Below are 13,780 nucleotides of genomic sequence, written 5' to 3'. Positions count from 1 at the left end.
TTTGTACAGTAATTCACTGCGATGATTGATATACAGAAACATATAAATGTCTCAATAGATACGATTTACCAATCCTATCTTTCTCTGTACGAGAAAGACCTGGGGTTTCATGTGCTGTTGAAATATTATGGTGAGTTTTCTGTAAACCTGATCCGGAGTTTTGCCGATGGCGTAGAAGAGATCATGATCAAACTGGGAGATAAGCGTCACGTGATCAAACGAATGTTTAGTATTCTCGTTGAGGGGCTGCAGAATATTCATTTGCACGGAGGTTTGGATGACAATGGTCAACAAACAGCTTTTCTGATTGTTACGCACAATAACCTGGGGTACAAAGTGCTCTTTGGCAACATCGTAGAGCCGGAAGATCGGTCATCGGTAAAAACGTACCTGGGAAATATTAATAATCACAGTGACGAGGAATTAAAACAATTGTATCTCAGTATTCTGAAAGACGGGTATTTATCCCAAAAAGGAGGAGCAGGGTTGGGAATTGTTACCATGCGAATCAAATCCTCTGAAGACTTACAGTACCGTATTTATGATTTACCTTCCAACAAAGCCTTTCTGGTGATGGAAGTTGAACTCAACAAGCAATAACCATTACGCATTTCTGAAAAACTCAGAAAGTAAGATTCCCGTTGCAATGGAAACATTGAGTGATTCGGCACCTCCACGTTTTGGAATGGAAACAGGATGGCTGATGAATGACCTTAATTCTTCGGATATTCCGTTTCCTTCATTTCCCATGAGTAAAATTCCCTCAGGTTGTACCGTCGTTTTGTAGATGTTTTCCCCTTCCAGTAAGGCTCCGAATACAGGTAATTGTGTCTTCTGAAAATAGGGTTTCAAATCGGTGTATTCTACCTGAACTCTTAAAAATGCCCCCATCGAGGCCTGAATTACTTTCGGATTGTATACATCAACAGTTGTCCGGGAACAGATAATTTTTTTGACACCAAACCAATCTGCCAGGCGCATGATCGTGCCCATATTTCCGGGATCCTGCACTTCGTCTAATGCCAGTAAGAAAGAAGTGCGTGTGTCCGGAAAAGCCATTTTTCTAACAACGGCTATGACTTTATTGGGTGTTTTGAGTGAAGAACAACGTTTTAAAGTTTCCTCATCACATTGATACCATTCCACACCTTTCGCGTATTCAGAATAAAAGTCAGCAGTAGATACACAAAATTCAACGTGTTCTGAAGCAGTCATTAAAACTTCCGCTACCATTTTTTCCCCTTCTACAACAAATAAATCGTGTTCATCACGGCATTTTTTTTGCTGTAAGCAACGAATTTGTTTTATCTTGTTTTGTGATAAAGCGTTCACGTTCTCTTTTATATTATTTTTGTTTCGAAATTAAAGAAATTTTGCATCGGTTTGCTGGCATAGCTGTCCTTTTTATGACAATTGTTACACTTTTAATTGGGTGTAAACAGACAAAGTATGTTCCGGAAGGTAAATACCTGTTGAAAAAGAACACCATTGAAGTGGATAAAAGTGAATTGAATGATGATGACCTGGCAGGGGTTATTCGTCAGCAGCCAAACTACAAGACGCTTGGAATGAAAATAAAACTGGCGGCTTATAACGCAATTGACTCTGCTAAAGTTGCTGAAAAACGTATTCGGAAAAACGAACAACTGAAGGTAAAGAATCAGAAAATAAGATCGAAAGAAAAACGGATTAATGAGAAGCGAATTGCGCGTGCCAGGCGGAAAGGAAAAGAATGGTACACCAAACGCGTTTTACCGGTAAAGGATACAGTTGATCCCAAAATGTTTTTCCGTGAATGGTTGAAATACAAGTTCGGAGAACCACCGGTTATTTACGATACGATCTATTTTGACAAATCAATCGAGCAATTGAATGTCTACCTGAAGAAGAAAGGGTATTACTACGGTTCTGTCAATGGAGAGGTCGTCTATAAAAACAATAAAAAAGCAATTGCGAAATACTATGTTCACCCCGGAAAGAGGTATTACATTGATTCTGTTTACCTGACAGGGCCTAATTCATCCATTAAAAATTCCTACGAGAAATTCATTCAAAAAGGAAAGGTCGAATCGCTGCTGAAAAAACCCTTCGACACGGATTTGTTGAATGATCACCGGAACACTGTGGCCGGTTTAATGCGTGATGAAGCATATTTCGGATTTAGTTATTCCAGTATCGATTACGTGGCAGATACGGCAAAAGGAGATTACAAAGTAACGCTGGGAATTCGTTTCGCAGAGCGGATGATCCAGTCACCTGACTATGCCGACAGCGTTATTACGATCCCTTACCGGACCTTCCTGGTGAAAGATGTGCATTTCCATATCCTGGATACACTCACAATGAAAGGTTCGTTCAAAGAACGTCTGAAGGAATTGAGTTTGCCGATGATGACTGACGGAAATCTGACAACCATTGACACGTTGGTATTCAAAGATGTTTATTTTAATAAAAATGAAAAAAAGAAAAGAGGGATTCCAAAAGATTTGGATACCCTGAATATTCAGCGGATTGCGAATTTCTATTACAATGAACGGATGTTTGTCCGACCGGGTATTATCGAGTTGCAGAATTACCTGGAAAATGAAAATTATTACAAAGAGTATTACCTGGAACGTTCTTATACGCGATTACTGCAACTGGATATTTTTTCTGTGGTGAAACCAAAATTAGTGGAGATTCCCGACTCCAACAAGGTAGAAGTTCATTATTACCTGGTTCCATCGGAAAAGCAACATTTCAGTTTCGAACCGAAGGCAACGAACTCCAACGGGTTTTTAGGGGTGTCGGCATCGTTGAATTACAGCAACAGGAATTTATTCCGGGGAGCGGAAAAACTGACATTTTCCCTCAGTGGCGGTTTCGAATCGCAACCGGCTATTTTTGATGAATCGGTCAATGGGGAGAAAGTAAAGAAATCAGGGAGAAGTTTCAATACGTTTGAACTCGAACCAGGAGTTAAACTGGATTTACCGGGATTACTCCCGTTGAGAAGAGCTGTTTACATGGCCAAACGCCAGCGTGCAAGAACAATTCTTACGGCTTCCTTTAACTACCAGAACCGGGAAGATTTTGACCGACGAAGCTTCCAGTTTGGCTACTTATGGCGATTCTATGGCGCGGAAACACAGATTTTCCAGATTGGTCTCCCGACAAGCTCTGTCATAAAATATGTGCTGTTTAATCCGAAGGGTAATTTTCAGGATAAACTCAACCAGTTGAACGATATGTTCTTGCGTAATACATACAGTGACCAGTTTATCTGGCAGGATTGGAAGATTACCTATGAATACAACACAACCGAGAAGAAGAACAAGAAATCAAATGCCAATATTTACTTCAAGACTTCTTTTGACCCGGCGGGGAATTTCCTCTCGTTGTTCAAAAAATACCAGGACACCAATTCCATCGGTCAACGGACGATCTTTGGGTTGGGCTATTCCCAGTTTTTGCGCCTGGATAATGAGATCATTTATGCCCAACCGATTGGGAAGAAACATAGTCTGAACATGCGTTTTCTGGCAGGTGTCGGGATGCCGTACGGAAACACGACAACTTCCCTGCCGTATGACTATGGTTTCTTTGGGGGAGGAGCCAATGACAACCGTGGATGGCGCTCACGTACATTAGGACCGGGAGTATATAAATATTACCTGGATCAAAACAGAACCGTTACACAAATCGGAGATATCCGGATTGCCGGCTTTGCCGAATTCCGTTTTTCGATGGGGGGAATTTTTAAAGCAGCCATCTTTTCTGATATCGGAAATATTTGGACATGGAATGAAGACGTCAACCGACCCGGATCACAATTCTCAAAAGATTGGTACAAACAGTTGGCTGTTTCCGGAGGAATCGGTTTGCGGATTGACCTGGATTTCTTTGTTGTGCGACTGGATTTAGGTATTCCGCTTTCAAACCCTTCTCTTCCGAAGGGGTCACAGTGGATTTTCCAATCCCGCGATGCGTTCCACCAGGAACTGGAAAACACACCGGGACTGGATATGTCAACAGTACCCAAACCATTTATCCCGGTATTACACTTCGGTATCGGATATCCGTTCTAAGAACAGATTCATCTAATTCCGGTTACACAATCTGCTTAAGCTGAACTCAGGTTAATGTAACATCACGTGTTTAGTATACTTTTCTATCAACTGTTTTAGTTCATTTTCATCCGTTTTTGATTCGTTAAGATTGGAACTAATTTCAGTTAAATAATTCGTGTTGATTCTGCCTTTGAAGGCAGAATTTCTCAGTTCTAGTCCAAATGCAATCAATGTCGTGAGAAAAGAGTCTTCTTCCGGTTTTTGTGCTTTCGGTAAAGAAAATTGCTCCTCAATACTCACTGAATCTTCAAAAGGTTTATAGCGCAATTTTACAAATGCCAATTCGCTATTGTTTCCTGTTTTTTCTTTCGATTTTGTAAAATGATTCTTATCCGTTTCGGCTTTTCCCAAAACGATTTCATACACAGCAGTCACTTCATGTCCATATCCAATTTCTCCCGCATCTTTTGTGTCATCTACAAAATCTCTTGGTTTTAGCAATCTGTTTTCATATCCGATCAATCGGTATTCTTTGACTTCATCCGGATTGAATTCCACATTTAATTTTACATCGCGGGCAATGTTTAAAATATTTCCCAAATCATCGATCAGCACTTTTTTACATTCAGCCAAATTGTTGATGTAGAAGTGATTGCCATCTCCTTTGTTTGCAATCGTCTCTAAGGTTGAACTATGATAATTCCCCATTCCAAAACCAAGTGCAGTAAGGTAAATTCCTTTTCCTCGTTTTGACGAAATATAGTATTCTAAATCTCCGGGAGTATTTATTCCCACATTAAAATCACCGTCCGTACATAAAATAATTCGATTATTTTTTTCTGCATCAAAATGTTGTTCCGCTAAATCGTAAGCTGTTTGAATTCCTCCGATTCCGTTTGTAGCCCCACCCGAAGATAGTCGATTTAACACCTCAATTATTTTGTCTTTTTGAGCACACGAAGTTGGTTCAAGTGCGACTCCACTTGCTCCGGCATACGTTACAATTGAAACAAAATCATCTTCATTGAGTGAGTATACAAGGTCTTTGAATCCTTTAACAAGTAAGGGTAATTTATCTGAGCTTGTCATGGAACCAGAAACATCAATTAAAAACACGAGGTTGTGTTTTTTACGTGGTAAATCTTTTGGCAAATCTTTCGCCTTGAGATGAATCGCGATTAATTCGTTTTCTGAATTCCATGGACACACAATTCGACGCATCGCAAGATTGATCAAATTCTTTTGTTCCACATCAACATAATGATAGGAGTTGATCATTTCTTCCAATTTCACAGCATCTTTTTGCACATGCTGATTTCCTTCAATCATTCGTTTGATATAGGTCCATGATGCTCGATCCACATCTATTCCAAATGTTGAATTTGGATGACTGATGGAAGACAAAAATTCATTTTCATAAATGGGTAAAAATTGATCATAATTCATTTGAGGAAGCATTGGTTCAGGCTCACTGAATGACTGGCCAATTGTAGTGTTATTTCGCTGTTTCTTTGAGGGATAATTACTTGATTGTTGAATGGATGACCTCGATTGTATCGCGATGACACCACCCGTAAGGTCTCCATAATTGGCAGGAATTCCTCCAGTAATTACGGTCACATCTGAAATGAATGCTTTTGGTATATTTTGAATGGACGACACCCGCATTCCGTCAATATAATAAGCATTGGCATTTGACCTTCCTCCACGAATATGTAATTCATCTGCTCCTTCTATGCTATTCATACCTCCGACAGTTGAAGCAACTCCGTTAACACTTCTAACAGGAAGATGATTAGCGTCTTCACGAGTTACGACAGCACCTGATGCACTACTGTAATGATCAATCAGCGGAACACGATATGCTGTAATTGTAAGACATTCTATTTCTTTAATTTGTGAAACTGGCAAATCTCCATCTGCCATGCGAATTGGACTTCTGTCGATTAGTATATTCTCTTTTTGCATCCCATTTGGATCTCGAACGAAATCTCTTCCAAAATCAACTACTTTGACTTTGAATATACTGTCTAATAAAAAAGAGCATTGTAATAATTGATTTTCCTGAATGTAGACTTTGGATGTTCTCAATTGATTATTTGCCAAAAACCAAAGTGAAACCTCACCCGAAGGAATTCCTTTGAACATGGATTTACCATCCTGATTTGTAGTTCCTTCAAGGCATAACGAATCACTGTGAACCTCAATAACCAAATCGGCAATTGCTTCCAGATTAGATTGCTGTAAACACTCAATCTGCAAACTTCCTGTCTGAGCATTTAATAGCTGTGAGCAGCATACGAATAAGAATAGAATAAATCGTTCCATAAAGACTTTTTTCTATCAGATGATTTAAAATGGAAGATTCCATAAAAAATCGATTTGGATTCACATTCAAGAGACTTATTGTTTGTCGTAGCAGCGAATACAAACAACGGAACAAATGGGTGTTTTATAAATGAGTACTCGTACCCCATAGGTTACAAGCGATCTGACTTTTCTTATCCCGATCTCGGGTTAAATATAAAAACAAAGACTTAAAACAGATGTTTTTCTGCGTGGTAAGAAGAACGAACGAGCGGACCGCTTTCTACGTAACGGAATCCCAGCTTTAGTGCGTATTCTTTGTATTCTGCAAATCGTTCAGGAGTTACAAATTCCGCAATCGGAAGGTGTTTAGGGGTTGGTTGTAAATACTGTCCCAGTGTGACAATATCCACATTTACAGCACTGAGGTCTTCCAATGTTTCAATGATTTCCTCATGGGTTTCTCCCAGTCCGAGCATAATACCGGATTTAGTGCGCATTCCTCCTTTTTTTAAACGAAAAAGAACTTCCAGACTGCGGTCATATTTTGCTTGGATACGTACTTCTTTGGTGAGTCGTCTGACAGTTTCCAGGTTGTGTGATACAATTTCAGGAGCTACATCAATGACGTTTTGCAGGTTTTCCCATTTTCCTGCGAAGTCAGGGATCAGTGTTTCGAGGGTTGTACCCGGAGATTGATTCCGGATGGCACGAACCGTTTGAGCCCAAATCAATGATCCTCCGTCTTTCAGATCATCCCGGTCTACGGAAGTAATCACAGCATGTTTTACACGCATGGTTTTTACACTGTGAGCTACACGTCCCGGTTCAAATTCATCAACAGCATCCGGACGCCCGGTTGCAACAGCACAAAATCCACAGGAACGCGTACAGATGTTCCCAAGAATCATGAATGTAGCAGTACCTTCTCCCCAACATTCGCCCATGTTCGGACAGTTTCCGCTTTCGCAAATGGTGTGCAATTTATGTTCGTCAACCAGTGAGCGTACCATCCGGTAATTTTCTCCCGTGGGCAATTTCACACGCAACCAGCTTGGTTTTTTGATGCGAACTTTTGATTCTCCGATTTCTTTGACCTGATCCATTTTTTTCTGATGGTTATTTACGATAACCGTATACAAAGGTATAAAAAATTAATCTCCCGCGATGCGAAGTAGGCCCGGACGATTCAATAAGGTCAGTTTACGGGTGTGAATTTCAATCAATCCTTCCTCCTTGAAATCTTTTAGCAAACGAATCAATGTTTCTGTTGCCGTTCCGATGAAGTTTGCCAGGTCCTCCCGTGACAGATTAATGGACTCTTCACTATAGACTTTATCGAGGTAAACCAATGAAAAAGCCAACCGTTCGCGAACCGATTTTTGGGCCATATTGGTCAGCAGTTTTGTGCGGGTATTCAACTCTTTTGAGAGCTCCTTCATGACATTATCCCGTAAGGTCGGGTTGGTGTCAATCATGTTTAAGAATTCATCTTTGGCGATGAAGCAAATGTTACAATCTTCCAGTGTCTCAGCTGAAACCTGGTAGGGGTCACCACTCAACATGGCTCTGAATCCGATGATTTCACCATCTTTTGCAATGTGAACGATTTGTTCTTTCCCCTGCTCACCAATCGAAAATACCTTGACTTTCCCTTCACTGAGGCAGTATACTCCACGTGGAAGGCTTCCGGCCAGGAAAATCGGCTGTTTCTTTTTGTAGAAATTACAGGATTTGGCACTATTCAGACATGCAGTCTCTTCACAGTTGAAATGACTGAACAACGAATCCTTGCGCGACCTGCAATTCTCGCATGTGAGGTGCTTGTGAGAGTGAATAAGCATATACCGTAAAATGACACTACAAAGTTAATACATTTTTACATGCAAAGCTGATGCAAGTCATTTTTTCAGCGATAGATACGGAGTAATTTTGCCGTACGGTTTGAGGGATAATTCCCGTTATATATGGTTTGAAGGTATGGAGAAAGGATGTTACCACTGTGGAGATCAGATTGTCGGCAGGCCACTGGTGTTCAACGAAAAGGAATTTTGTTGTACCGGTTGTAAAATGGTGTATACGATTCTGGTAGACAATCACCTGGATAGTTTCTATAAGTTCGAGGCTGTTCCGGGAACGAAACCGGACAAGTTGAGTGAAGGCAAGTACGATTTTCTGGAACTGCCGGACATTCGTGAGAAAATTATTTTGTTTGAAGAAGGAAACTACAGCAAAGTATTGTTGTACCTTCCGGCCATTCATTGCTCTTCCTGTATTTACTTGCTGGAAAACCTGTCAAAAATAGAACCTGCGGTTTCTCAGTGCCTGGTGAATTTTACAGCGCGGGAAGCCGCCATCACATTTGACGCATCGCAATTAAAATTGTCTGAACTGGCAACTTTGCTGCATCGGATCGGTTATGCGCCGAACTTTGGAAACCGGAAGAAAACACAAAAACTAATCGATAAGCAATTCCTGATCAAACTTGGAGTCGCGGGGTTTGCTTTCGGAAGCATCATGTTGTGGAGCTTTCCGGAGTACCTGGGAATTGATGAAGTCAATCCGGAATTCCGAAAATTTATGTCCTACTTATCATTCGGAGTTTCAATTCCCGTACTGTTCTATTCTGCCAATGAATTTATTATTTCTGCCTGGAAAGCTTTACGGGCAAAGGCGATCAACCTTGATGTGCCGATAACAATCGGAATTTTTGCATTGTATTTCCAAAGTGCTTATGCTATTTTCTCCGGTCAGGGAGCCGGTTATATGGATTCTTTCGCTGGTTTTATCTTCTTTTTACTGATTGGTAAATGGTTTCAGAGTAAGACCTATCAATCCCTGAGTTTCGAACGTGATTACACGTCTTACTTCCCGATTGCGGTAACTAAAATAAATGCTGATTCCTGCCAGGAAACCATTGCCATTGAAAAGTTGCAGAAAGGGGATACCATTCTCATCCGGAACGAAGAAATTGTACCATGTGATGCCATTTTGCTCACTGATGAAGCAACGATGGATTATAGTTTTGTTACCGGGGAGTCTGAATTATTGACAAAAAAACAAGGCGAACAAATTTTTGCGGGTGGAAAGATACTGGGAAAAAGTGTCCGGCTGGAAGTCAAAGAAGCGACGAACAGAAGTCACCTGACCAGCTTGTGGAATAACTCTTCTGTAAAGGAAACCACGAAGTTATTCTCCGATACACTTTCCAAATGGTTTCTGGTCGCTGTACTGATCATTTCAGCAATTGCCGCTATTGCCTGGTGGTTTATTGATGCGGGAAGGATCGTGGAAGTGGTTGTCGCCATTTTGATCGTTGCCTGTCCGTGTGCATTGGCACTCTCTGCACCGTTTACGTATGGAAACAATATGCGCTTGCTGGGAAGAAAAGGATTGTACCTGAAGCATGTGACAGTTGTAAAAGACCTGGAAAGTATCACCGATATTGTCTTCGATAAAACCGGTACACTGACAGAAGTCAGTAATGTGGTTCATTATGAAGGAGTAGAATTATCTCCGGCGCAGAAAGCAGCTATTTTTTCGATGGCACATTCGTCTGGGCATCCCTATGCCATGGCATTGAAAAAAGAGCTATATGACAGTATGAATGTCGAAATGACTGTGGAGTTGGATCAGTTTGAAGAAGTGAAAGGGAAAGGGATGAAAGCGGTATACCAGGGGAAAGATTATGAATTGGGTTCTGCCGCATTTGTGGGAGTTGATATCGAAGACAATCGTTCTTCTGTATATGTCAGAATAGCGGGGATTGTCATGGGGCGTTTTATTTTCAGTTCACACTTGCGAAAGGGGTTAGAGCCGATGATCAGTCAATTGAGTAGGTACCGCTTACATGTTCTTTCCGGAGATTCTGAAAAAGATAAATTCATGCTGGAAGAGTTGTTTCCCGGAAACGTCAGCATTCGGTTTCACCAGACCCCTCAGTCAAAGCGGGATTATATCCTGGAGTTGAAAAACAAAGGTGCAAAGGTGTTGATGATCGGAGACGGACTGAATGACTCCGGAGCATTGAAGGAAGCACACGTAGGAATTTCCATTACGGAAGATGTTTTCCAGTTTACTCCCTCCTCTGATGCGATTCTGGAAGCCAATAAGCTCAACCAGTTGCCGGTTTTATTAAAAATTGCAGCTTTTTCTAAAACAATATTGCGCGTTTGCTTCGGCTTTTCCCTCTTGTACAATACCGCCGGGTTAAGTTTCGCATTGAGTGGTCAACTGGAACCAATTGTCGCAGCGATCATCATGCCGTTGAGCTCGATAACCATTGTCGCGGTGGCAACATTCGGAATCATGTGGTTTGCTCCTAAGAAGTAATTAGTTGAAAGTGGAGAGTTATCTTAATTTTCCACTTTCCACTTATTTCATTCCCCTTCGTTTCTTGATTGCTTCGTAAGCCTCCTGAATTTTCTGGAATTTTTCTTTTGCTCCTTTCTGGAATTCTTCTCCCATCTGGGCGACTTTATCCGGGTGAAATTTCACCGCCATCTTGCGATAAGCGCGTTTAACTTCCTCATCCGTAGCACTTTCTTCGATGCCTAAAATCTTGTAATCCGAGTCAACGTTGCGATAGAACATATTCTTGACGGATTCAAAATCAGCTTGGGGAATTCCCATCATGGACGCGATATTGGAAATGACATTCAATTCACTCGCAGAAACATCTCCGTCGACCCGGGCAATACCAAACAAGTAATGAATCAATTGTAATCTGGATTCCGGTCGTAAATGAATGCGCACATCCGCACAAATTTGCGTAATGGGAATATCGTTGTTGAGGTAATTTTTCAGACTTTGCAGATGCTCTGTACTGAATTGATGCCCGAACTGTTGATTGAAAAAGGCTTTGACGTAGCTCAATTCTACTTTCAAGACTTTTCCGTCAGCCTTCATCACCGCGGCAGACAATGCCATCAAGGTGGTTGGGACGTCTGTTGCCCGTGCGGACCGGGATTGGTAATAATTGTAAATATCTTCCGCTGATCTTCGTCCGTGTTGTCCGCCTCCTTGTTTATTCTGAGTGTTACGGACGCGTTGCAGGTTGTCAATGTAGCTACCGATAAGAAATGCAAAAAACGCAGCAATAAAACTCCTGGTGGTGAAATACGTTAAAAAACCGAGAATAATTCCAAACACTGCTAAGCGATTTAATTGATAAACAAGCAGCAAATGTAACCGTTTTTACCGGATGTTTTTCTTAAAAAATCTAAATACACCGCTCAACAGGACATTAAACAGTCTCAAATAGCAATCACGGTTAAAATCAATAGTCCAGAATTTTAACTTCGGTTCTCCGGTTTTCCTGGTGCTCTTCTTCCGTACATTTGACACCATCTTTACAGTGATTAACAAGCTGAGATTCTCCATATCCTTTTGCATTGATCTGGTTGGTTTTTACCCCTTTTGTCAGCAAATAATCGACACAACTTTGAGCACGTGCCTGTGATAATTTCTGATTATATGCAGCACTTCCCCGTGAATCCGTGTGTGCACTCAACTCGATTTTCAGATCATTTTTAATGATGAAATCAGCTAATTTATCCAGTGAGGACATACTCTCAGGTCGCAAAGTAGATTTGTTCAGGTCGTAGAAGATATTTTCCAACTTGAATTTTTCTCCTTTTTTGATCGGTGTCAATTCCAGTTCCAGCTCAATGATTTTTCCATCTTCGTTGGAAGTACTAAACCCCCGCTCTGCATCGATGTATCCTTTTTTTGACCCATGTGCCCAAAAGTTTTTGTTTCTGTCAACAGTTAGTGTTACCAAACCGTATTCATTGGTGATCAATGTCGTGTCCCATCCGATTGCAGCATGTGAAATTGCAGCTGTTGCTTCATTCAAAGGCAATTTGGTGTCTTTGGCAATGATTCGCAGCGCAATGGTAATTTTTGTTGGTAACAGAAATAAATCGGCTCGAAGGATAGAATCTTTGGCTACACCAACGGAAGAAATCGTTTCTTCTTTCAATAAAAGAAATTCTTCTTTTGCGGTTGACAACAGGTAATCTTCATGTTGGCGGATAGACAGGTGCAAAATTCCTTCATTGTTTGTAAAAAACTCCTCTTCTACACCTGTTGTTATATTCTGAAGGTAAACAGGATGATGTGGAACAATTTCATTAACATCGTATTTCTCAAAGACATTTACAATCACTTCAATCTGGATGTTTTCCCGTTCAAATGCATAAATCCCGTCGATTGTTTTTTCCCGGTTGGAAGAGAAATACCCGTTCATTCCTTCTGCATCACAAATCAATGCAAAGTCATCTGCTGATGTGTTGATGGGGAATCCCATATTGCGCGGACGCTCATTCTTTTCAAGGTTTGCTTCAAACACATCCAGACCACCCAGTCCGAAATGACCGGTAGAAGCGAAATACAGATGATCACCAATGACGTATGGGAATAATTCCTGCAGATTTGTATTGTAAGTTGCCCCCAGGTTTTCCGGTTTCGACCATTTTCCATCTACCAGTAATGACCGGTAAATGTCTGTTTGTCCCATTCCTCCGTCCATGTCTGAGATGAAATACAACGTTTTGCCATCGTCTGAAAAGCAGCCGTGTCCTACATTGTACGCATCATTGTTATATTCAAACGGAACCAATTCGGTCCATTTTCCTTCTTTTATTTCCGAAAAATAAAGTGCTAAGACAATCACATCTTTTCCCTTCTTTTTCCCAAATTTATTTTTAGTGATGACCATTTTTTGCTCGTCTCTTGTAAATGCAACAGGTCCGTCATGTGCCTTGTCAAGAAATTGGTGACGAAGCAGTTTCCCATTTCCAATCGTCGAATCCGGTTGCAATTCACTTTGGAGCAAACTCACATAAAAACTATTGTCCCATTTATACCGACCGTTGATTGTTTCCGTATTGAGTGATTTGGTAGCATACACTAACCCGTTTTGATAAAAAGTAGGAGAAAAATCCCCGTAAACGGAAGAAATTCCTGTTTTTTTGATGGTTGTATAGGCAGAATCTGCAAATAAAGCATTGAAATTTTTCAATTCTTGTTTCAATTGACTGAAATAGGTATTCTTCGGATAAAGACTTTGGGAAATACCGATCAATTGTTCCGCTTCCTTGTATTTTCCGATAAACCGTAATGATTGAATGTAGGATTCCCTGTCCTGCTCACTCAAATTGGATTGTTTATCCAGAAATTCAAAATAAGAAATTGCTTCTTCCATTTTGAACAACTTGAAATTGGCAATCGCAGCGCGTCGGACATTTTCCAGGTTTTCGACTCCTTTTCCCTTCATGGTTTTGTGAGCAAGTTCGTTGAACATTTCAACACATTCATAATATTCCATGCGGATAAAGAGTTCATCCGCCATTTTTTGCTTTAGCTGACCGAAAAGAACACCATTGATGACTAAAAAGCAGAGTATTGTGAGTTGTTTCATG

The 13,780-nt window shown here is 40.8% G+C and carries 9 protein-coding genes; 3 read left to right on the top strand and 6 right to left on the bottom strand.

The annotated features are described in order from the left end of the window. Window positions 1–21: 21 nt before the first annotated feature. On the top strand, window positions 22–600 hold the full coding sequence (locus tag H9Y05_RS02085; protein WP_163490449.1) for a SiaB family protein kinase: 579 nt from the start codon (window positions 22–24) through the stop codon (window positions 598–600). A 3-nt stretch (window positions 601–603) separates the two neighbouring features. Here the strand turns inward: H9Y05_RS02085 and H9Y05_RS02080 are convergent, their stop codons facing one another. Then, complete coding sequence (locus H9Y05_RS02080) at window positions 604–1,332, bottom strand: RNA methyltransferase (protein ID WP_394366335.1); 729 nt, start codon at window positions 1,330–1,332, stop codon at window positions 604–606. A gap of 74 nt (window positions 1,333–1,406) precedes the next feature. Between H9Y05_RS02080 and tamL the strand changes: the two genes are divergently transcribed. After that, window positions 1,407–4,067 carry a translocation and assembly module lipoprotein TamL gene (tamL, locus tag H9Y05_RS02075; protein WP_163490447.1) on the top strand — a complete coding sequence of 887 codons (2,661 nt, stop codon included), beginning with the start codon at window positions 1,407–1,409 and terminating at the stop codon, window positions 4,065–4,067. Window positions 4,068–4,118: 51 nt separating this feature from the next. Here tamL and H9Y05_RS02070 read toward each other — a convergent pair whose 3' ends face one another. The 3 genes from H9Y05_RS02070 to H9Y05_RS02060 all read right to left on the bottom strand — a co-directional run bounded on the left by H9Y05_RS02070 (window position 4,119) and on the right by H9Y05_RS02060 (window position 8,200). Then, complete coding sequence (locus H9Y05_RS02070; RefSeq protein WP_216713361.1) at window positions 4,119–6,377, bottom strand: vWA domain-containing protein; 2,259 nt, start codon at window positions 6,375–6,377, stop codon at window positions 4,119–4,121. Window positions 6,378–6,586: 209 nt separating this feature from the next. After that, the gene (gene lipA, locus H9Y05_RS02065; RefSeq protein WP_163490445.1) at window positions 6,587–7,462 is read right to left on the bottom strand and encodes a lipoyl synthase; all 876 of its coding nucleotides are present in this window, start codon (window positions 7,460–7,462) and stop codon (window positions 6,587–6,589) included. 48 nt (window positions 7,463–7,510) lie between these two features. Further along, window positions 7,511–8,200, bottom strand: a complete 690-nt coding sequence (locus tag H9Y05_RS02060) for a Crp/Fnr family transcriptional regulator (RefSeq protein WP_163490444.1) — start codon at window positions 8,198–8,200, stop codon at window positions 7,511–7,513. A 136-nt stretch (window positions 8,201–8,336) separates the two neighbouring features. Between H9Y05_RS02060 and H9Y05_RS02055 the strand changes: the two genes are divergently transcribed. After that, complete coding sequence (locus H9Y05_RS02055) at window positions 8,337–10,688, top strand: heavy metal translocating P-type ATPase (RefSeq protein ID WP_216713360.1); 2,352 nt, start codon at window positions 8,337–8,339, stop codon at window positions 10,686–10,688. 42 nt (window positions 10,689–10,730) lie between these two features. On the opposite strand, the gene H9Y05_RS02050 is transcribed toward H9Y05_RS02055, so the two are convergent. After that, window positions 10,731–11,507 (bottom strand): TerB family tellurite resistance protein, encoded by a 777-nt coding sequence (locus H9Y05_RS02050; protein WP_163490442.1) that lies wholly within the window; start codon window positions 11,505–11,507, stop codon window positions 10,731–10,733. Between the two features lie 127 nt (window positions 11,508–11,634). Further along, a complete protein-coding gene (locus H9Y05_RS02045; RefSeq protein ID WP_216713359.1) occupies window positions 11,635–13,779 on the bottom strand; it encodes an OmpA family protein in 2,145 nt (714 codons plus the stop codon). Window position 13,780 lies beyond the last annotated feature (1 nt).

The sequence above is a fragment of the Taishania pollutisoli genome, assembly GCF_014518315.1.
Lineage (GTDB): Bacteria > Bacteroidota > Bacteroidia > Flavobacteriales_D > Crocinitomicaceae > Taishania > Taishania pollutisoli.
Note: the sequence above shows the minus strand (reverse complement) of the source record. Positions and strands in the feature narration are given on the sequence as shown.